Annotated in this window: 16 protein-coding genes; 12 read left to right on the top strand and 4 right to left on the bottom strand. The window is 74.3% G+C overall.

All coding sequences use genetic code 11. The features are described 5' to 3' along the window. Positions 1 to 178 precede the first annotated feature (178 nt). The 5 genes from G6W55_RS08595 (at position 179) to phsA (ending at position 7,374) form a co-directional block, all read left to right on the top strand. Positions 179 to 1,081: a ScbA/BarX family gamma-butyrolactone biosynthesis protein gene (locus G6W55_RS08595; protein ID WP_175520188.1), complete on the top strand. Its 903-nt coding sequence runs from the start codon at positions 179 to 181 to the stop codon at positions 1,079 to 1,081. Between the two features lie 71 nt (positions 1,082 to 1,152). Beyond that, positions 1,153 to 1,800 carry a ScbR family autoregulator-binding transcription factor gene (locus G6W55_RS08590; protein WP_175520187.1) on the top strand — a complete coding sequence of 216 codons (648 nt, stop codon included), beginning with the start codon at positions 1,153 to 1,155 and terminating at the stop codon, positions 1,798 to 1,800. A gap of 55 nt (positions 1,801 to 1,855) precedes the next feature. After that, positions 1,856 to 3,040 (top strand): damage-control phosphatase ARMT1 family protein, encoded by a 1,185-nt coding sequence (locus tag G6W55_RS08585; protein ID WP_175520186.1) that lies wholly within the window; start codon positions 1,856 to 1,858, stop codon positions 3,038 to 3,040. Positions 3,041 to 3,171: 131 nt separating this feature from the next. Continuing rightward, positions 3,172 to 5,361: a germacradienol/geosmin synthase Cyc2 gene (gene cyc2 / locus G6W55_RS08580; protein ID WP_175520185.1), complete on the top strand. Its 2,190-nt coding sequence runs from the start codon at positions 3,172 to 3,174 to the stop codon at positions 5,359 to 5,361. Positions 5,362 to 5,451: 90 nt separating this feature from the next. Beyond that, positions 5,452 to 7,374: an O-aminophenol oxidase PhsA gene (phsA, locus tag G6W55_RS08575; protein WP_175520184.1), complete on the top strand. Its 1,923-nt coding sequence runs from the start codon at positions 5,452 to 5,454 to the stop codon at positions 7,372 to 7,374. On the opposite strand, the gene G6W55_RS08570 is transcribed toward phsA, so the two are convergent. Continuing rightward, a complete protein-coding gene (locus G6W55_RS08570; protein WP_175520183.1) occupies positions 7,362 to 8,096 on the bottom strand; it encodes a hypothetical protein in 735 nt (244 codons plus the stop codon). The genes phsA and G6W55_RS08570 overlap by 13 nt on opposite strands. Positions 8,097 to 8,183: 87 nt before the next feature. Between G6W55_RS08570 and G6W55_RS08565 the strand changes: the two genes are divergently transcribed. From G6W55_RS08565 to G6W55_RS08550, 4 genes are all read left to right on the top strand, one after another. Then, complete coding sequence (locus G6W55_RS08565) at positions 8,184 to 9,050, top strand: LysR family transcriptional regulator (RefSeq protein ID WP_175520182.1); 867 nt, start codon at positions 8,184 to 8,186, stop codon at positions 9,048 to 9,050. A 107-nt stretch (positions 9,051 to 9,157) separates the two neighbouring features. After that, the gene (locus G6W55_RS08560) at positions 9,158 to 9,727 is read left to right on the top strand and encodes a PDZ domain-containing protein (protein WP_175520181.1); all 570 of its coding nucleotides are present in this window, start codon (positions 9,158 to 9,160) and stop codon (positions 9,725 to 9,727) included. 155 nt (positions 9,728 to 9,882) lie between these two features. After that, positions 9,883 to 11,010: an aminopeptidase P family protein gene (locus tag G6W55_RS08555; protein ID WP_175520180.1), complete on the top strand. Its 1,128-nt coding sequence runs from the start codon at positions 9,883 to 9,885 to the stop codon at positions 11,008 to 11,010. Between the two features lie 62 nt (positions 11,011 to 11,072). Then, positions 11,073 to 12,044 (top strand): aminoglycoside phosphotransferase family protein, encoded by a 972-nt coding sequence (locus tag G6W55_RS08550; protein WP_175520179.1) that lies wholly within the window; start codon positions 11,073 to 11,075, stop codon positions 12,042 to 12,044. Positions 12,045 to 12,093: 49 nt separating this feature from the next. Here G6W55_RS08550 and treZ read toward each other — a convergent pair whose 3' ends face one another. Further along, positions 12,094 to 13,839, bottom strand: coding sequence for a malto-oligosyltrehalose trehalohydrolase (gene treZ / locus G6W55_RS08545; protein WP_175520178.1), 1,746 nt, complete (start codon positions 13,837 to 13,839; stop codon positions 12,094 to 12,096). A 172-nt stretch (positions 13,840 to 14,011) separates the two neighbouring features. Between treZ and G6W55_RS08540 the strand changes: the two genes are divergently transcribed. The 3 genes from G6W55_RS08540 (at position 14,012) to G6W55_RS08530 (ending at position 16,599) form a co-directional block, all read left to right on the top strand. Further along, positions 14,012 to 14,563: a DUF1707 and FHA domain-containing protein gene (locus G6W55_RS08540; protein ID WP_175520177.1), complete on the top strand. Its 552-nt coding sequence runs from the start codon at positions 14,012 to 14,014 to the stop codon at positions 14,561 to 14,563. Between the two features lie 171 nt (positions 14,564 to 14,734). After that, on the top strand, positions 14,735 to 16,054 hold the full coding sequence (locus G6W55_RS08535; protein ID WP_375372439.1) for a M14 family zinc carboxypeptidase: 1,320 nt from the start codon (positions 14,735 to 14,737) through the stop codon (positions 16,052 to 16,054). Further along, entirely contained in the window at positions 16,051 to 16,599 is a 549-nt protein-coding gene (locus tag G6W55_RS08530; protein ID WP_205071161.1) for an SSI family serine proteinase inhibitor, read from the top strand. The genes G6W55_RS08535 and G6W55_RS08530 overlap by 4 nt, the downstream gene beginning before the upstream one ends. 41 nt (positions 16,600 to 16,640) lie before the next feature. Here the strand turns inward: G6W55_RS08530 and G6W55_RS08525 are convergent, their stop codons facing one another. Both G6W55_RS08525 and treY read right to left on the bottom strand, forming a co-directional pair. Further along, positions 16,641 to 17,891, bottom strand: a complete 1,251-nt coding sequence (locus G6W55_RS08525; protein ID WP_175520176.1) for a M14 family zinc carboxypeptidase — start codon at positions 17,889 to 17,891, stop codon at positions 16,641 to 16,643. A 176-nt stretch (positions 17,892 to 18,067) separates the two neighbouring features. Next, positions 18,068 to 20,446, bottom strand: coding sequence for a malto-oligosyltrehalose synthase (gene treY / locus G6W55_RS08520; protein WP_175520175.1), 2,379 nt, complete (start codon positions 20,444 to 20,446; stop codon positions 18,068 to 18,070). Positions 20,447 to 20,461: the final 15 nt, after the last annotated feature.

The following is a 20,461-nucleotide window of genomic DNA, read 5'->3' as shown; positions in this document are numbered from 1 at the left end:
TAGTTGGCCGTTCCCACCGATCGTCCACTGGTCCGGCCCGATCATAGGATGCCGTCGACTGATCTCATTGAAAACAAACCGGTCGCCTCGTACTCTAACGCCAACCGGAGCGGACGGTCCGCCGTCTGCCGTTGCCTTCGGGAGACCGTGGGAACCGTGGGGACCCGTAGGGAGAGACATGACTCGACCACGGCAGCTTGCCGACGCTCCGACGCTGACCGCAACCGTGCCGCGCCAACTGGTGCACCGTGCGGCCGTCGCGGAGACCCTGCTCACCGGCTGGCGGCGGACGGCCGCCGACCGCTTCACGGTGTCCGCGCAGTGGCCGCGAGCACACGGGTTACACGTGTCCCCCGACTGGACGGCCTACGACCCGCTGCTCGTCGTCGAGTCCGTCCGGCAGGCCGGAACGCTCCTCGCGCATACCGAGTACGAGGTACCCCTGGATCATCAGTTCGTCCTCCAGGAGTTCCAAGTCGACACGGAGGCAAGCGGGTTGGCCGTCGGGGCGCTCCCGGCCGAACCCGAGATCGAGATCGCGTTCACGGACGTCGCCCTGCGCGGCCGCCGGCTGACCTCCGCCCGCTACACCGCGCGCGTCCTGCGCGACGGCGGCCAAGTCGCCTTCGCGGACGTCGCCTTCACCAGCGTCGGCCCGTCCGTCTACCGCAGACTGCGCGGCGGCCGCACCCCGCACTCGGTGACCGTACCGCCCGTGCCGCCCGGGCTGCCGCCGGCCACCGTCGAACGCCCCCTGCCCACCGACGTCGTCCTCGCCGCGACCGGACGCCCCGACCGCTGGCGACTGCGAGTAGATACCGCACACCCCGTTTTCTTCGACCACCCGCTGGACCATGTCCCCGGCATGCTGCTCCTCGAAGCCGCCCGCCAGGCGGCCCGGTTGCACAGTCCCGCGGGGCGTGCGCCCGTGGCGTACCACGCGCGCTTCCACCAGTACGCCGAGCTGGACGAACCCCTGTGGATCGACATCAAGGGCGACGACGCGACGGGCCTGCAAGTCGTGGGCACACAGGGGGAGTCGACGTTTTTCGAGTGCCTGGTGGGCACCGCGACGCCGTGAGCTATTGTGTACAGGGGGTAAGAAACAAACGGCACGACCCGTTCTTTACCGGCCCCGGGAGAGTCCACTCGATGGCGAGGCAGTTACGCGCCGAACAGACCCGCGCGACGATCATCACGGCCGCAGCCGATCTGTTCGACCGGCACGGCTACGAGTCGACCAGCCTCAGTGACATCGTCGAGCACGCCCATGTCACCAAGGGCGCCCTGTACTTCCACTTCGCGGCGAAGGAGGACCTGGCGCACGCCATCATGGAACTCCAGTCCCAGGCCTCCCGCCGCGTCGCCGGGGACATCGACGACCGGGGCTATCCCGCCCTCGAAGCGTTGATGCGCCTCACGTTCGGCCTCGCGCGGCTGTCGGTCGAGGGTCCGATCGCCCGCGCGGGGCTCCGCCTCGCCACCGGGGGAGTCGCGGTCAAGCCGCCGCTGCGCCATCCCTTCACCGAATGGCTGGACCTGATGAGCCGTCGGCTGGTCGGCGCGGTCAAGGAGTCCGACATCCACCCCGACGTCGACGTGGACGCCGTCGCGCACTCCCTGGTCTGTTTCTTCGTCGGCACCCGGGTCGTCGGCCGCTCCCGCGAACCCGCCGCCCGGCTGCCCCGCCGGATGGCCGAGATGTGGCACGTCCTCATCCGCGGCCTGGTCCCGGTGCCCCGCCGCCCCCGCTACCTCACCCTGGCCGCCCGCCTGGAACGGGAGATCATGGCCGGCTGACGGCCGCGGCGAGGACGACCCGGGAAGGCGATGGGCGCGCGGTACGGTGAGCCGCATGCCCGACACCCCCGCCCCGCCGCCCGTGATCCTCGGCGACGAGCCCGGCTCCTTCCCCCACGGCGTCCTGGCCGAGCGCCACCCGGCGATCATCCGGCAGGTGCGGGACGCCTTCCCCTACGACCCCGCCGTCCACCACGCCCTGGACGCGCTGCTGGAGAGCTGCACCAAGGGCGTGATCGAACCGCTCCCCGCCGAGGCGCACGACCTCGCCCACTGGCGGGAGTGGGGCCTCGACGGATACGTGGGCCGGTCCTGGTTCGACGTGCCGTGGCTGTGGTCCGAGAGCTACTTCTACCGCCGACTCCTCGACGCCGTCGGCTACTTCGGGCCCGGTGTCTGGCAGGGCATCGACCCCTTCCGCCCCTTCAAGCTCGCCGAACTCGACGCGCCCGAGACCGACGAGGAACTGGCCGCCCTCGACGCCCTGGAGACCCGCCCCGCCGACGAACGCGCCCGCGCCCTGCTGCACGGCTCGCTCTGGGGCAACCGCGCCGACCTCGGCTTCCGCCTCTCCGACAGCGGGGCCGCCGCGCGCGACGCGGTACCGGCACTGGTCGCCGACGACAGCGAGGCGCTGTGGGCTCTGCTCCCACCCGCTGACAAGGCACCCACCGTCTGTCTGATCGCCGACAACGCCGGCCGTGAGCTGATCCCCGACCTCCTCCTCGCCGCGCACCTCCTCGCGACCGGCCGGGCCGGACGGGTCGTCCTGCACGTCAAGCCGTACCCGTACTACATCTCCGACGCCACGCCCGCCGACGTCGTCGACGCCCTGCGGAGACTGACCGCCGCGCCCGGAGCGGCCGCCGAGCACGGCCGACGGCTGTGGGCGGCCGTGGCGGACGGCACCCTCACGGTCCGCGCCCACCCCTTCTCCGCCGCCCCGCTGCCGTTCACGGACCTCCCGCCGGACCTGCGCGCCGAGTTCGCCGGGGCGGCCCTCACCCTCGTCAAGGGCGACCTCAACTACCGCCGTCTGGTGGGCGACCGCCGCTGGCCGCCGACCACCCCGTTCGCCGACGTCACCGCGTACTTCCCCGGCCCGGTGGCCGCCCTGCGCACCCTGAAGTCCGATGTGATCACCGGCCTCTCCGCCCGGACCGAGGCCGCCCTGGTCGCCGCCGAGGAACAGCGCTGGCGCACCGGCGGCACCCACGCCCTCGTCCAGGTGCGCCCCTGAGGGGACCTGGGGGACCCGGGGGTCCACCCCGAACTCCCGCCCCGCGCACCCCTTCCCGCCCGATTCACTGGATGGTGTGATCATGTGGTGCCGTGCGGATGGGTGCCGAAGGGCACGGGTAGGGCCCGGCCATGAAGCAGCCGTTCGAACTCCCGCACTTCTACCTGCCGCACCCCGCGCGGCTGAACCCGCATGTCGAGGAGGCGCGCGCGCACTCGACGCGGTGGGCGCGCGACATGGGCATGCTGGAGGGGTCCGGGATCTGGGAGCAGGCCGATCTCGACGCGCACGACTACGGTCTGCTCTGCGCCTACACCCACCCCGACTGCGACGGCCCCGCCCTGTCGCTGATCACCGACTGGTACGTGTGGGTGTTCTTCTTCGACGACCACTTCCTCGACATGTTCAAGCGCACCCCCGACCGCGCCGCCGGCAAGGCGCACCTGGACCGGCTCCCGCTGTTCATGCCGCTGGACCCGTCGACACCCGTCCCCGAGCCGCTCAACCCGGTCGAGGCGGGCCTGAAGGACCTGTGGGCGCGCACGATTCCCGCGATGTCGCCGGACTGGCGCGCCCGGTTCGCCGTCGCGACGGAGCATCTGCTCAACGAGTCGATGTGGGAACTGTCCAACATCAACGAGGGACGGATCGCCAACCCGGTCGAATACATCGAGATGCGCCGCAAGGTGGGCGGCGCCCCCTGGTCGGCCGGTCTCGTGGAGTACGCGACCGCCGAGGTCCCCGCCGCCGTCGCCGGGACGCGGCCGCTGCGGGTGCTGATGGAGACGTTCTCCGACGCCGTCCATCTGCGCAACGACCTGTTCTCCTACCAGCGCGAGGTGGAGGACGAGGGGGAGAACAGCAACGGCGTGCTCGTCCTGGAGACGTTCTTCGGCTGCACCACCCAGGAGGCCGCCGACACCGTCAACGACGTCCTCACCTCCCGTCTCCACCAGTTCGAGCACACCGCGTTCACCGAAGTCCCCGCCGTCGCCCTGGAGAAGGGGCTGCGGCCCGACGAGGTGGCCGCGGTCGCCGCGTACGCCAAGGGACTTCAGGACTGGCAGTCCGGCGGCCATGAATGGCACATGCGCTCCAGCCGCTACATGAACGGCGGCGCGGTCTCCGCCGCACCGTGGCAGCGGCTGACCGGCCCCGGCACCTCCGCCGCCGACGTCGGCGCGCTGCTCGCCTCGGCCGCCGCGGAGCGTCTGCGCGCGTACGCGCACGTGCCGTTCCAGAAGGTCGGCCCCTCGCTGCTGCCCGACTTCCACATGCCGTACCAGGTCGAGCTGAGCCCGCACCTGGAGGCGTGCCGGCCGCGGCTGACCGCCTGGATGCACACCATGGGCATGCTGGAGGAGGGCGTCTGGGACGAGGAGAAGCTCGCCGCCTACGACCTTCCGCTCTGCTCGGCCGGCCTCGACCCGGACGCCACCCCGGAGGCCCTCGACCTCAGCGCCCGCTGGCTCGCCTGGGGCACCTACGGCGACGACTACTACCCGCTGGTGTTCGGCGGCCGCCGTGACCTCGCCGCCGCCCGGCTGACCACGGCCCGGCTGTCGGCCTGTATGCCGGTGGACGGCGAGGAGGCGCCCGTCGTCCCCGTCAACGCCATGGAGCGCGGTCTGATCGACCTGTGGGCCGTCACCACCGCCGCGATGACCCCGGACCAGCGGCGCACCCTGCGTGACGCGGTCGACGCCATGACCGAGAGCTGGGTGTGGGAGCTGTCCAACCAGCTCCAGAACCGCGTCCCCGACCCGGTCGACTATCTGGAGATGCGCCGCGCGACCTTCGGCTCCGACCTCACCCTGAGCCTGTGCCGGATGGGCCTGGGCCCGGCCGTGCCGCCCGAGATCTACCGCACCGGGCCCGTCCAGGCCCTGGAGAACGCGGCCATCGACTACGCGTGCCTGACCAACGACGTGTTCTCGTACCAGAAGGAGATCGAGTACGAGGGGGAGATGCACAACGCGATCCTCGTCGTGCAGCACTTCTTCGGCTGTGACTATCCGGCCGCGCTGGCCGTCGTCCACGACCTGATGACCCAGCGCATGCAGCAGTTCGAGCACATCGTCGCCCACGAACTCCCGGTCCTGTACGACGACTTCGACCTGCCGGCCGAGGCGCGCACGGCGATGGACGCCTATGTGGCCGACCTCCAGAACTGGCTGTCGGGCATCCTCAACTGGCATCGCCGGGTGGACCGTTACAAGTCCGCCTACCTGGCGAGCCGGGCGCACGGGTTCGTCCCGGACCGCTCTTCGGCCACTCCGCCCCCACACCTGATGCTTTCCGGACTTTCATATACGGAATAGGGCATTCGGGGAACTCGGGAGGGGCGCCGGGCGTCTCATGGGGCAAGGGGAACGACCGACAGAACACGGGGGTGTTCGACCTTGACCGACATGATCGAGCAGAGCGACGACCGGATCGACCAGACCGACGGCGTCTTGGCGGACGGAGTCCTCGCGGACGAAGTCCTGGCGAAGGAGCGGGAGCAGGCGCCGGCGCCCGGTGAACTGACTCCGTTCGCCGCGCCGTTGACCGTCCCGCCCGTCCTGCGGCCCGCGTCGGATGACGTGACGCGCGAGACCGAGATCGCCCTGCGCCCCACCTGGGTGCGTCTGCACCCGCAGCTCCCGCCCACCCTGATGTGGGGCTACGACGGCCAGGTGCCGGGCCCCACCATCGAGGTCCGGCGCGGACAGCGCGTCCGGATCGCCTGGACCAACCGCATCCCCAAGGGGAGCGAGTACCCGGTCACCTCCGTGGAGGTGCCGCTCGGTCCGCCGGGCACCCCGGCACCGAACACCGAACCGGGGCGCGGCGGCGTCGAACCCAACAAGGACGTCGCCGCGCTGCCCGCCTGGTCCGTCACCCATCTGCACGGCGCGCAGACCGGCGGCGGCAACGACGGCTGGGCGGACAACGCGGTCGGCTTCGGCGACGCCCAGCTCTCCGAGTATCCGAACGACCACCAGGCGACCCAGTGGTGGTACCACGACCACGCCATGAACATCACCCGGTGGAACGTGATGGCGGGCCTGTACGGCACCTACCTCGTCCGTGACGACGAGGAGGACGCCCTGGGCCTGCCCTCCGGCGACCGGGAGATCCCGCTGCTGATCGCCGACCGCAACCTCGACACCGACGAGGACGGCCGGCTCAACGGACGGCTCCTGCACAAGACGCTGATCGTCCAGCAGTCCAACCCCGAGACCGGCAAGCCGGTGTCCATCCCGTTCTTCGGCCCGTACACCACGGTCAACGGCCGGATCTGGCCGTACGCCGACGTCGACGACGGCTGGTACCGGCTGCGGCTGGTCAACGCGTCCAACGCGCGCATCTACAACCTCGTCCTGATCGACGAGGACGACCGGCCGGTGACGGGCGTCGTCCACCAGATCGGCAGCGACGGCGGACTGCTGCCGCGCCCGGTGCCCGTCGACTTCGACGACACCCTGCCGGTGCTGAGCGCCGCCCCGGCCGAGCGCTTCGACCTGCTGGTCGACTTCCGCGCGCTCGGCGGCCGCCGGCTGCGGCTGGTCGACAAGGGGCCGGGCGCGCCGGCCGGAACGCCCGATCCGCTGGGCGGGGTGCGCTACCCGGAGGTGATGGAGTTCCGGGTCCGCGAGACCTGCGAGGAGGACTCCTTCGCGCTGCCCGAGGTGCTCTCGGGGTCCTTCCGCCGGATGAGCCACGACATCCCGCACGGCCACCGGCTGATCGTGCTCACCCCGCCCGGCACCAAGGGCTCCGGCGGCCACCCGGAGATCTGGGAGATGGCCGAGGTCGAGGACCCGGCCGACGTCCAGGTCCCCGCCGAGGGCGTCATCCAGGTGACCGGCGCCGACGGCCGTACGAAGACGTACCGCCGTACGGCACGGACGTTCAACGACGGTCTCGGCTTCACCATCGGCGAGGGCACCCACGAGCAGTGGACCTTCCTCAACCTCTCGCCGATCCTCCACCCCATGCACATCCACCTGGCCGACTTCCAGGTCCTCGGCCGCGACGCCTACGACGCGTCCGGCTTCGACCTCGCCCTCGGCGGCACGCGCACCCCGGTGCGGCTCGACCCGGACACCCCGGTCCCGCTCGCCCCCAACGAACTGGGCCACAAGGACGTCTTCCAGGTGCCCGGCCCGCAAGGGCTGCGCGTGATGGGCAAGTTCGACGGGGCGTACGGCCGGTTCATGTACCACTGCCACCTCCTCGAACACGAGGACATGGGCATGATGCGGCCGTTCGTCGTCATGCCGCCCGAGGCCCTGAAGTTCGACCACGGCGGGGCGCACGGCGGCCACGGCGAGGGTCACACGGGCTGACGCTCTGTCCGCGCGGCGTGCTCCACCGCGGCTCGCGCCAGCGCCCGGACCATCGGGTGCGGACGCGAGCCGTCGCCGGACAGCTCCGGCTGGAACAGGGACGCCAGGAAGAAGGGATGGCCGGGCAGCTCCGCCATCCGCACCTGGCCGTCGGTGTCGTGCCCGCCGAAGCGCAGCCCGTGCGCGGTGATGGTGTCGAAGTGGCGGGCGAGGCCGTAGCGGCAGGAGTAGCGCTCGACCGTGCGCTCCGCGCCGATCACCGAGTGCGCGAGCGAGCCGGGGGTGAGGAGCACCGTGTCCTCGTGGCCTTCGAGCGAACAGGCCAGCAGGGCCAGCAGCGGGTCGGGGGCGTCCGGGTCGTTCTCGGCGTGCGCGATGTCCGGCAGCCCGCACACGTTCCGGGCGAACTCCAGCAGCGCGTGCTGGAAGCCGCCGCAGGTGCCCAGGAAGGGGACGCCGTCCTCGCGCGCGGTGCGGATCGCGGCGAGCACCCCGGCCTCGCTGCGGTAGGGGCTGCCGGGCACCACCCACACCGCGTCGAAGCCGCGCACCGCGTCCGGGGCCTCGGCGTCCTCGGAAGGGATCCAGTAGGTGTCCAGGACCAGCCGGTCCCGCTCGGCCAGGGCGTCCAGCAGAAGCGGGATACGGGTGTGCGAGACGACGTTCGGGGAGCGGTCGCCGACCAGGGCGACCTTGGCGATCTGAGCAGTGCTGGAAGTCATGGACCTCATCCTGGGCGGGCGCCCCGGTTCACGTCCAACGATGATCACTGCACTCTCCATCAGCAGAACTGATGAGAGGGTGGCGGCATGGACCCGCACCTCCTGCGCACCTTCGTCACCGTCGCCCGCCTGGCCTCCTTCTCCGAGGCCGCCCGGGAACTCGGCTACACCCAGTCCGCCGTCTCCCAGCACATCGCGGCACTCGAACAGGACCTCGGCGCGCCCCTGCTCACCCGCCGCCCGGTCGCGCCCACGACGGCCGGCGAGCGGCTCCTCGAACACGCGGGACCCCTGCTGCTGCGCCTGGAAGCGGCCCGCGCCGACGTCGTCCGGCTGGCCGCCGCGCCCGACCTCGGCCTCACCCTGGCCGCCGCGCCGACGGCCCTCACGCCCCGGGTCCTGGCCGCCCTCCCGGCCGCCGGGGTGACCCTGCGGGTACCGGCCCGCGCCGCCGTGCCCGCCGCCGTCGCCGCCGGCACGGCCGACCTGGGCCTGGTGGACGGCCTGGCCGCGCCCAGCGACCCGCTCCGGCTGCCCGACGTGGCCCCGCTGACCACCTACGGCGTGGCGGAGGAGCCGGTCTGCGTCCTGCTGCCCGAGGCCCACCCGCTGGCCCGGCGCGGCGGACTGCGGCTCGGCGACCTCGCCGACGCGCGCTGGCTGGACGCCCCCGACACCGCCCTGCCGCTGGAGGAGCTGCGCGCCGCGAACGGCGGCCGCGGCTTCCGGCCCGCCCTGCGCTACGACGGCACCGACGTCCGCGCCCTGACCGGCCTAGCCGCCGCCGGACACGGCCTCGCGGTCCTGCCCCGCACGGTGGCCGCCGGCGTCCCGGGCGCCGTCGCCGTCCCGCTCACCGCACCCCGGGTCGTCCACCGGATCGAACTCGTGTACGCCGGTACGCCGACGGGTGCGGCGGCCGCGCTCGTGACGGCGCTGTCCGCCCGGGGCTGAGCGGGCCGCGGGGCCGCGACTACCGCCGTTGACCCTGGGTCAGTCTCACTCGTTCGTGGCAGGTCGGGCGCCGTCGCGCCGGGTAGAGCACCAGCCGGAGGCGATCCATGGAACAGACCGCGTTGCGTCCCAAGCCGCTGCCCGGCCAGGAGCCCGGCGACGACACCGACCCGGGCGGCCGGACCCCGCGCCCGCACGCCGCCCGCCGCAGGCACCGGCGGCTCGCGACCCTGCTGACCGGGCTGCTCGTCGGCACGGTCCTCGTCCTGACCGGCGTAGGACTCGGCACGGTCGGCGCGACCGTGATCGGCATGAGCAGGCTCGCGGAACTCCAGCGGGCCTCCGTGTCCACGGCGCCGCCCCGCCCGGCCGCCCCGCCCGCCTCGCCCGCCCCCGCGGAGGCGCCCGCCGCCCGGGCGACCCTCGGAGTGGAGGTCATGGACGCGGACCGGGCAGGCGCCCGGATCGTCGCCGTCGACGTCCCCGGGCCGGGCTACCGGGCCGGTCTGGTGCGCGGTGACGTCCTGCTGAACTTCGGCGGGACCCGGATCGACTCGGCCGCCGACCTGCTGCGGGCGGTGCGAGCGGCCGGACCCGGCGAGGAGGTCGAGCTGACCGTCCGTCATGAGAGTGGCGCGCACCAGCAGTTGAGCGTCGTGCCCGGCGTCGTCACCTGAAAGCCGCCCACCGGGACGAAGTGTCCGTCGGACGGCGGCCCGACCCGCTCTCCGGGCCCGGCGCGGGGCGAAAACCCGTGCGACCGGCTCGCGCGGCCCCCGCAGTGCGGGCAGGATGCTGCCCGTAGTCACCACGTCCGTCCAGGGAGGCCCGGATGACCGGCATCGCACGTGCGCCCTTCGCCGCCGAGGACTACCGGGCCCGTATGGAACGGGCCGCCGGCCAGGCCGCCGACGCCGGCCTCGCCGGACTCCTGGTGGCCCCGGGCCCCGACCTCGTCTGGCTCACCGGCTACGCGCCCACCGCCGCCACCGAACGGCTCACCCTGCTCGTCCTGGTCCCCGGCGCCGACCCCGTCCTCGTCGTACCGACCCTGGAGGCCCCCGACGCCGCCAAGGCGGCCGGCGCCCCCGCGCTCACCCTGCGCGACTGGACCGACGGCAAGGACCCCTACGCCGCCACCGCCGGCCTCCTCGACGCGTCCGGCCGGTTCGGCATCAGCGACAACGCCTGGGCGATGCATCTGCTGGGCCTCCAGCGGACGCTGCCCGCCACCTCGTACACCTCCCTCACCGAGGCGCTGCCCATGCTGCGGGCCGTCAAGGACGGCGCGGAGCTGGAGCTGATGGCGGCCGCCGCCGAGGCCGCCGACCGGGCCTTCGAGGAGATCAGGAAGGTGCGCTTCAGCGGCCGCCACGAGACCGAGGTCGGCGCCGAACTCGCCGAGCTGCTGCGCCGGTTCGGGCACTCCCAGGTCGACTTCACCATCGTCGCCTCCGGCCCCAACGGCGCCAACCCGCACCACGAGGTCGGCGGACGCGTCATCGAGGAGGGCGACATGGTCGTCCTGGACTTCGGCGGCCTCAAGGACGGCTACGGCTCCGACACCTCCCGCACCGTGCACGTCGGCGAACCCACCGACGAGGAACGCCGGGTGCACGACCTCGTCCGCGAGGCCCAGGAGGCCGGATTCCGCGCCGTGCGCCCCGGCGTCGCCTGCCAGGAGGTCGACCGGGCCGCCCGCGCGGTCATCACCGACGCCGGGTACGGCGAGTACTTCATCCACCGCACCGGCCACGGCATCGGCGTCACCACCCACGAGCCGCCCTACATGATCGAGGGCGAGGAGCGGCCGCTCGTGCCCGGCATGTGCTTCTCCGTGGAGCCCGGCGTGTATCTGCCCGGCCGGTTCGGGGTGCGCATCGAGGACATCGTCACCGTCACCGAGGACGGCGGCCGCCGTCTCAACCACACCACCCGCGAGATGGTCCTCGTGGACTGACCCCCGCGACCCCTCAGGAGCCCGGAACTGACGGAACCCACCCGAACGGCAGCGGCGCGACCATGACCCAGGCACCGGTACCCACCGCGGACACCGTCCGCGGGCTGGTCCGCGCGCTCGTCGAGGAGAGCGGCAGCGGCGGCCCGGGCCCCGAGGTGCGGCCGGTCCGCGCCGAGGAGCCCGCCTACACCTGGTGGGTCGGCCCCCGGCACGTCCTGCGGCTCGCCCCCGACCGGGACGCCTCCGCGCGGCAGCGCCGTGAACTGCGGCTGCGCGACCTCGTCCGGCCGCACGTCCCCGTCGCCCTGCCGACCGGCCTCGCCCAGGGCGAGTGGTCCCCGGGGCTCGCCTACACCCTCGACACCAGGCTGCCCGGCGGTACGGCCGAGGAGCACGACGTGTCCGCCGTCGGCGAGGCCGACCTCGCCGGGCTGCTCGGCGGACTGCGCGAGGTGCAGCCCCGGCAGGCCGACGCGCTCGGCGTGCCGCGCGCCGCCCCGCGTTCCCTGGAGGCGCTGCGCCGGATGGCCGTCGCCGCCGCCCGCCGTCTCGCCCGCGCCGACGAGTTCGACGCCGCCCTGCTGAACCAGCTCACCCCGCCCGGCGCGGCCCAGCTCGCCGCCCGGCCGGCCCCGTCCGTCCTCGTCCACCACCGGCTGCGCGGCGAGCACCTGGTGGTCAGCGCCGACGGCCGGGTGCGCGGCGTCCTCGGCTGGACGGACGCGGTCCTCGGCGACCCCGCCGAGGACATCGCCGGACTCGCCCTCGCGGTCGGCTCCGGCGCGGCCGTCCGCGCCGCCACCCTCGCCGGCTACGGCGCCCGCCCGTGCCTGCGCGGTCTCTGGCTGGCCCGCTGCGACAGCGTCGTCCGCCTCGCCGAACGCCTGGAGGGCCACGGCGCCGACGAGCCCCTGCCGCTGTTGCGGAACCGGCTGCGGCGGGCCTGGGAGGCGATCCTGCTGGAGCGGGTGACCGAGTTCCGGGAGGACGGAGGCGACGAGGACGAGGGAGACCCGGCAGGGGACGCCGTATAGCCGTATCGCCGCACAGCCGTACCGCGGGCGCTCGCCCCCGCCCCTGCTCCTACTCCTGCTCCAGCACCACGCACGACTCCGCCGGCACCCGCAGCAGTCCGTCCTCGCCCGGCCCCCGCACCGGCTCCCACGCGGCCAGGATCCGGGCCGGGCGGGTGCCGAGGGGGATCTCCGCGGTCTCCTTGCCGAGGTTCACGGCGACGCGGACGTCTCCGCGCCGGAACGCCAGCCAGCCGGCCTCGGCGTCATGGGCGACCTTGATGTCGGTGAGGTCGGGGTCCGTGAGGTCCGGGTGCGTGTGCCGCAGCGCGATCAGCTCCCGGTACCAGGCCAGCACACGCGCGTGCGGTGCGCGTTCCGGCTCGGACCAGTCCAGGCAGGAGCGGTCGCGGGTCGCCGGGTCCTGCGGGTCGGGTACCTCGTCCTCGGCCCAGCCGTGCTCCGCGAACTCCCGCCGCCTGCCCCGCCGTACGGCCTCCGCCAGCTCGGGGTCGGGGTGGTCGGTGAAGTACTGCCAGGGGGTGCCGGCCGCCCACTCCTCGCCCATGAACAGCATCGGCGTGAACGGCGCGGTCAGCGTGAGGGCCGCCGCGCAGGCCAGCAGGCCGGGGGAGCGGTGCGCCGACAGCCGGTCGCCCTGGGCGCGGTTGCCGATCTGGTCGTGGGTCTGGCTGTAGCCGAGCAGCCGGTGCCCCGGGATCCGGGTCCGGTCCAGCGGGCGGCCGTGCCGGCGGCCCCGGAAGCCGGAGTACCCGCCGTCGTGGAAGTAGCCGCCGGTCAGGGTCTTGGCGAGCGCGGTGAAGGGGGCGCGCGCGAAGTCGGCGTAGTAGCCCTGGGACTCGCCGGTGAGCGCGGTGTGCAGCGCGTGGTGGAAGTCGTCGTTCCACTGCGCGTGCAGCCCCAGGCCGCCCGCCTCGCGGGGCGTGACGAGCCGGGGGTCGTTCAGATCGGACTCGGCGATCAGGAACAGCGGCCGGTCCGTCTCGGCGGCAAGTGCGTCCACCGCCGCCGACAGCTCCTCCAGGAACGGGTACGCGCGCGTGTCCGCCAGCGCGTGCACGGCGTCCAGCCGCAGCCCGTCCAGCCGGTAGTCCCGCAGCCACGCCAGCGCGCTGCCCAGCAGGAACGCCCGCACCTCGTCCGAGCCCGGCGCGTCCAGGTTGACGGCCGCGCCCCACGGGGTGTGGTGGCGGTCGGTGAAGTACGGCCCGAACTCCGGCAGATAGTTCCCCGACGGCCCGAGATGGTTGTGGACGACGTCCAGGACGACACCCAGGCCGAGTTCGTGCGCCCGGTCCACGAACCGCTTCAGCGCCTCGGGCCCGCCGTACGGTTCGTGCACCGCCCACAGCGCGACCCCGTCGTACCCCCAGCCGTGCCGGCCGGGGAACGGGCACAGCGGCATCAGCTCGACATGGGTGACGCCCAGCGCCGCGAGATGCCCGAGCCGCCCGGCGGCCGCGTCCAGGGTGCCCTCACGGGTGAAGGTGCCCACGTGCAGCTCGTAGAGGACCGCCCCGGGCAGGGCGCGGCCGGGCCACGGGACGCGCCAGTCGTAGCGGCCGTGGTCGACGACCGCGCTCAAACCGTCCGGGCCGTCCGGCTGGCGGCGCGAGCGCGGATCGGGGCGCACCGGGCCGTCGTCGAGCGCGAACCCGTACCGCGACCCGTCCTGCGCGCGTGCCTCGCCGGTCCACCAGCCGGCCCGCTCGGGATCGCGCTCCAGCGCGCTCGCGACGCCGTCGCACCGGAGCGTCACACGATCGGCCTGCGGTGCCCACACCTCGAACTGCACGGACGGTTCCCCTTCGTCTGCTGAGCGTGATGGCGTGCGTCCATCGTGCTGCACCGGGGATCGATCCGCTTTTGAAACACCCCCATTGCACAGGGTGGCGTCGGCCACGCGCGCGTGCGGGCGTTCACTCGTTTTCTGGACACCCGGGGTTCACTGACCGACAATCACGAGCGTGACGTCGTCTTTCGAGTTCAACGCGTATCCCGCCCGGCTGTCGGACGTGGAGCGCGACAAGGCGCTGAAGGTGCTGCGTGACGGCGTCGCCATGGGCCGCCTGTCGCACGACACGTTCATCCGGCGCATGGAGCTGGCCCTCGCCGCCCGCCGCTCCGAGGAACTCGTGGCGCTCACCGCCGACCTGCCCAAGGAGAGCCGGCTGTCCCGGGTGATCTTCGGGAGCGTGGAGGCGGTGTCCGGGTTCACCGTACGGCTGCGGCGGGCCTGGCAGGCCGAGCGGCTGCCCAAGCTGCTGCTGCCGCACCCCGGCACCGAACACGCCCTGCGCATCGGCCGCGACCCGGCGAGCGGGCTGCGGCTGACCCATGAGAGCGTCTCGCGGGTGCATGCCGAACTCAGCCGCCAGGGCGGCATGTGGGTGCTGCGCGACCTCGGCTCCACCAACGGCACGACCGTCAACGGCCGTCGGGTCATCGGCGCCGCCGTGGTCCGCGAAGGCGACATGGTCGCCTTCGGCCGGATCGCGTTCCGGCTCTCGGTGAACTGACCCGGACAGACCCCCACATCGGCCCCGCGAGGCTCAAGTCCCCCCGTCCGGGGCGGTGTTGACGAACCCCTGGCCGATGACTCACTGTGCGTATGCCGGACACGCCCGGTGAACCGACGGCGCCGCCCCGTGGAGGTGTGCCCCCTGCCGCCCCTCCCGCGCTACCCGACCGTGGACGAACTCGCGGCCCGCGCCGCCCTCCTGGCCGGCCGCCGCTCACGGGACGCCCGGCTGCGCCGCGTCGGCGTCTCGCGCGCGGGCACCCCCCTGTGGCTGCTCTCCCTCGGCCGGGGCTCCCGGCAGGCCCTCGTCGTCGCCGGACCGCACGCCAACGAACCGGTCGGCGGCGCCACCGTGCTGCGCCTCGCCGAACGCGTCCTGGCCGACCCCCGGCTCACCGAGGGCGCCGACGCCACCTGGAACCTGCTGCTCTGCCTGGACCCCGACGGCCTGCGCCGCAACGAGGGCTGGCTGACCGGCCCCTACAGCCTCGGCCGCTACTTCCGGAACTTCTTCCGGCCCGGCTTCCACGAACAGCCCGAGTGGCTGCCCGACGGGGCGGCCGCCGCCGCGCTCCCGGAGACCCGGGCCCTGCTCCGCCTCCAGGACGAGCTGAAACCGTTCTTCCAGTGCTCGCTGCACGGCGTCGACGTCGGCGGCGGCTTCGTGGAACTCACCCGCGACCTGCCCGGCCTCGACCGCCGGATGGCACACGCCGCCGCCCGCCTCGGCATCCCGCGCGAACTCGGCCCCTACGACACCCTGTACTGGCCCCGGCTGGGCCCCGCCGTCTACCGCATCCCCCGGCCCCGCCCGCGCGGCCTGGCCGCCGCCATCACCGAGGCCGCCGTCGAGTCGACCTGGTGCCACCCGCTCCGCCACGGCACCGTCACCGCCGTCGTCGAGGCGCCCATGTGGGGCGTGCCCGGCGTCCAGGACGGCGCCCCGCCCGCCGACCCCGGCGCCGCGCTGCACGCCGTCAGCACCGCCCTGCGCCACGACGCGCGCGTGCTGGAGCACCTCCTCGCGCGCGTACGGCCCCACCTCGGCGGCACGCCCGACGCGGCGCGCCTCCTCGCCCCCGTGGACGACTACCTCCTGGTCTGCCCCGGCCTGGCCGACGCCTGGGACCCGGCCACCACCGACCCCGCCCGTCCGCTGCCGCCGCTCACCAACGCCCATCTGGCCGCCCTGCGGATCGCCGGCCGCCGGATCGCCGTACGCACCGCCGGCCTGCTGCACCAGCTCGTCACCCGCGCGGGCCGCGACCCGGCCGGCGCGCTGCCCGTGCTCGACCGGCTCATCGACGCCTGGTGCGCCGCCTACCGCGACGACAGCGGGGCGCGCTGGATCCCCGTCGCCCGCCAGGCCGAGTACCAGGCGCGCGTGGTGCTCGCCGCCTTCGACCTCGCCGGACGGCACGCGCCGCGCGCACGAACGGGTGAGCCGCACTGGGGGACCCGGTCCGCCGTGCCGATGCACCGGGAATGACGCACTTCCTCCCCACCGCGCCCCGCCGGCGCGCCCTTCCCGCCGTCGCCGCCGTCCTCCTCCTCGCCGCGGCCGCCGTCCCGGCCCACGCGGCCTCCGGTGACGCGCGCCCCGGCGACTGGCTCCGGCTCACCGTCACCCGGGGCACCGGACAGTCCGGCGAGACCCGCAGCGCCGTGCTGCTGTGCGCGCCGCCCCAGGGCCACTCCCGGGCCGCCGAGGCGTGCGGACAGCTCGCGGCGGCCGACGGCGACCCCGCCCGGCTCGCGCCGCGGCCCGGCGCCATCTGCGCGATGCTCTACGCCCCGGTCACGGCCCGCGCGAGCGGACGGTGGGGCGGGCAGCCGGTCGAGTTCAGCCAGACCTACGGCAACGACTGCGAACTGGAGGCGCTGACGGGCGCGGTGTTCGCCCTCGACAAGACGGACGCGGGGGACGGCACGGACCTGGCGGGGGCCGCCGGCCTGGCGGACATGGCGGGTCTCGTCGACCTGACGGACCTGGCCGAGCTGACGGGGGCGGGGGCGGCGACGTCCGGGATGTGACCGGGGGAGCGTGGGCGGTGTAGGGCTCACGCGCGTATGTCCTACGCCGCCCCCTCGCGCGCGTGCAGCGCCGCCGCGACCACCGTCCGCGACTGGTGCTCCACCTGGTGCTCCAGCGGCACCCAGCGGGCCCGGAAGCGGACGGCGAACGCGTCGCTCCACGTCTCGACGAGCTGTTCGAGACGTGGGGCCGCGTGGTCGTCGGTCTCCTGGAGGACCCGCCACAGCATCGCCGCCGCCCGGAGCGGCAGCCGGCGCGCGAAGGCGTCCACACTGCCGACGTACGCCATCGTGGTGTCCGCGGGCGGCACATGGATCCAGTCCGAGGCCAGCCCGGGCACCAGCTCCAGCGCCCACTTGGCGGCCCGCAGCAGCGGCCCCTCGTCGCCCTCCAGCCGGGGCAGCGCCTCGGTGAGCACCCGCTCCACCTCCCGCGCGTCCCGCTGGAGCCGCTCCGCGAGGCGCCGGATCGCCGCCGCCGGGGCGGGATGCGGCGCCGGGTCGTCCACCAGGTCGCTCGCCCACATCGGCACCTCCACGACCGCCGTGAGACCGCCGTAGCGGTGGGCGTGGTACCAGGTGCTGTGCCGGGCGTCGTCCGGCATGCTCGGGTAGGCCGCCTCCGCGCCGGGGTCCGGCATCACATGCACGCCGGGACCGGACGCCGGCCAGCCCGCGGCGTCCGAGGCGCCCGTCTCCACCGGGATGTGGAGCTGCGCCGCCGACTTGGCGAACGGCTCCGCGAGCCCCGGGATGTCCCGCGTCAACTGCACCCAGCTCCCGCCCAGATCGGTGCCGTGCAGCGTCACCTGGAGATAGGGGCGCAGTTCGTCGATGACCCGGGTCAGCGCCCGGGTCTCGGGCGGCAGCCGGTCCGGCGGCAGCACGGCCGGCGACCACTCCGGCTGCTCGGGCCCGGCCGGCCGGAAGAAGCCGAGGTGGTACTCCAACAGGCTGCGCGGTGCCGGGGTGATGTGCAGGCTCGCCCCGTCGGGGTCCGCGCACAGCAGGAAGTGCCAGGACGTACCGGTGCGCAACTCCCGTTCGTGCAGCACCCGTTCCGCCAGGGCCAGCAGGGTCGGGCCACCGGTCGGCTCGTTGGCGTGGGCCCCCGCGACGACGAGGACGGCGCGCCGCGCGTGCCCCACCGACAGCAGGTGCAGCGGGCGGCCCGCGCGGGAGAGACCCACCTGCCGCAGCACACACAGGCCGGGGTACTGGGCGGTCAGCGCCCGTGCGGCGCTGGTCAGTTCGGTCACCGTCGGGTAACGCAGCACCGGCAGGAGACTCACCCCCGTTATGTCCACCCTGCTCGCATTCCGCAGTACCCCACGGCCCCGGTGAACTGTCAAGTGGTCCCTCGGGGCGGCGCCAGGGGGCGCCCGGAGGCAGAGGCGCACGGGCCGGACCGCCGCGCGCCTATGCCGTCGGCACTTTTCGGCCGCAGGGCCGGGTCACCGGTTCCCGTTCAGCCGACCCGCTCCAGCAGGGCCACCGGCAGCCGTTCGAACAGCTCCGCCACGCGCGCGTGCCCGGTGAACTCCCGCCCGGTCCCCTTGGGGGCCAGCGCGTCGGCCCACCGCCCCGGCGGCAGCGGCAGCAGGGTCTCCCCCCAGCCGCCCGCCTCCGCCAGCCGCAGCGACAGCCGGGTCACCGCCGTCACCACCTCGCCGGAGCGCGCGAAGGCCAGACAGTGCGCGGCGGCCGGCCCCTCGGCGACCAGCGGCTCGTACGACGCGGACGTGCCGAAGACCTCGGGCCGCCGCCGGCGCAGCCGCAGCGCGGCGGCGGTGACCGAACCCTTCACGCTCTCCCCGGCCGCCTCACCTCCGCCGGCGGGCTCCGGCTGCGGGAAACGCACCGGGCGCCGGTTGTCGGGGTCCACCAGCGCCAGGTACTCGTGCTCCGTGCCCTGGTAGACGTCCGGCACCCCCGGCATCGTCAGATGGACCAGCGCCGTGCCGAGCACATTGGCCCGGATGTGCGGGGCCAGCTCCTCGCGCAGGGCCGCCACCCGCCGCCCCGGCACCCCGCACGGCCCCGCCGTGACGAACGCGGCCACCATGTCCTCGTACGGCGGCTCCTGCTCGGTCCAGGTCGTGTAGAGGCCCGCCTCGCGCGCGTGCTTGAGCATCGCCTCCCGGATCCGCTCCGGGTCCGCGGGGCCGAGCCCGAAGGCGGTCTGCCAGGCCGCCCAGGCGAGCTGCCCGTCCGGCTCCGCCTCCTCCGCGTGCGTGGCCCGGGCCAGGACCTCCGCCCACCGTCCGGGGCACTCGGTGAGCACCGCCAGCGCCGCGCGCACGTCGGCGCTGCGCTTGGTGTCGTGCGTCGACACCACCGTTCCGCCGGCCGGCCAGTCGCGCTGCACGCGCGCGCAGTACGCGTGGAAGTCCGCCGGGGACACCCCCGGGGCACCGGGCTCGCCACCCACCTCGTTCGCCGCGAGGAAGGGCACGTACCGGTAGAACGCCGTGTCCTCCATCGCCTTGGCGCGCAGCGCGGACGCCGTCTGCGCGAACCGGGCCCGGAACTCCGCGCGCGCGGGACCCGTCCCGCCGAGCACCAGCGCGCGCACCACGTCGACCGCGCCCGCCTCCTCGGGCACCACGAAGGCGGGCCGCGCCTCCTCGGCGGCCTCCTCGGTGACCACGGCCGCCGGGTCGCCCGAGGCGTACGGCCGGTACACCTCCAGCCGCACCAGCAGCTCCACCAGCGCCGTGCGCAGCGCCCAGGGCGCCCGGTCGCGCAGGGCGGGGTCGTGGGACGTCGCGCACACGCGGGAGGCGGTCCGGGTCAGCCGGTCCAGTTCGGCCGCCAGCTCGTGCGAGAGCACCGCGTACGCCGCCCTGCGCGCGGTGGCCGCCCAGTCGCCGCCCCGGTCCGTCTGCGGGGCCGCGAAGCGCCGGTAGTGCTCCAGCAGCTCCCCGGCGCCCTCCGGGTCCGTGAACAGGCCGTCGACGCGGCGCAGGGCGTCGTATCCGGTGGTGCCGGCCACCGGCCAGGAGGGCGGCAGGCGCTCGTCGTCCGCGAGGATCTTCTCGACGACCGTCCAGCGGCCGCCGCCGGCCTCGTGCAGCCGTTCCAGATAGGTGTCGGGGTCGGCGAGGCCGTCCGGGTGGTCGACGCGCAGCCCGTCGAGCACGCCCTCGTGCAGCAGCCGCAGGATCGTGCCGTGGGTCGCCTCGAACACTTCCGGGTCTTCCACCCGCACCCCGATCAGCTCCGAGATGCTGAAGAACCGCCGGTAGTTCAGCTCGGTGCGGGCCAGCCGCCACCACACCGGCCGGTACCACTGGGCGTCCAGGAGCTGCGGCAGGGGCAGCTCCTCGGTGCCGTCCCGCAGCGGCAGGACGTGGTCGTGGTAGCGCAGGACGCCGTCCTCGACGCGCAGGTGCTCCAGCTCGGCGCCGACGGGACCGCCGAGCACCGGGACGAGCACCTGGCCGCCGCCCGCCTCCCAGTCGATGTCGAACCAGCGCGCGTACGGCGACTTCGGGCCCTCCCGCAGCACCTCCCACAGGGCGCGGTTGTGCCGCGGGGCCATCGCCATGTGGTTGGGGACGATGTCCGCGACCAGGCCGAGCCCGTGCTCGCGCGCGGTGCGCGCCAGCTCCCGCAGGCCGTCCTCGCCGCCGAGTTCCGCACGCACCCGCGTGTGGTCGACCACGTCGTAGCCGTGGAGGGAGCCGGGCACCGCCTCCAGGACCGGTGACAGATGCAGATGGGACACACCCAGCGAGGCCAGATACGGCACCGCGGCCGCCGCGGCGGCGAACGGGAACGCGGGCTGGAGCTGCAACCGGTAGGTGGCCGTGGGCACGACGGGGACAGCGGGCGCAGGGGTCATGCAACCCTACGTACC

Source organism: Streptomyces sp. CAI-85 (assembly GCF_013363615.1).
Taxonomy (GTDB): domain Bacteria; phylum Actinomycetota; class Actinomycetes; order Streptomycetales; family Streptomycetaceae; genus Streptomyces; species Streptomyces antibioticus_B.
This window is presented reverse-complemented; position numbering and strand designations above follow the sequence as displayed.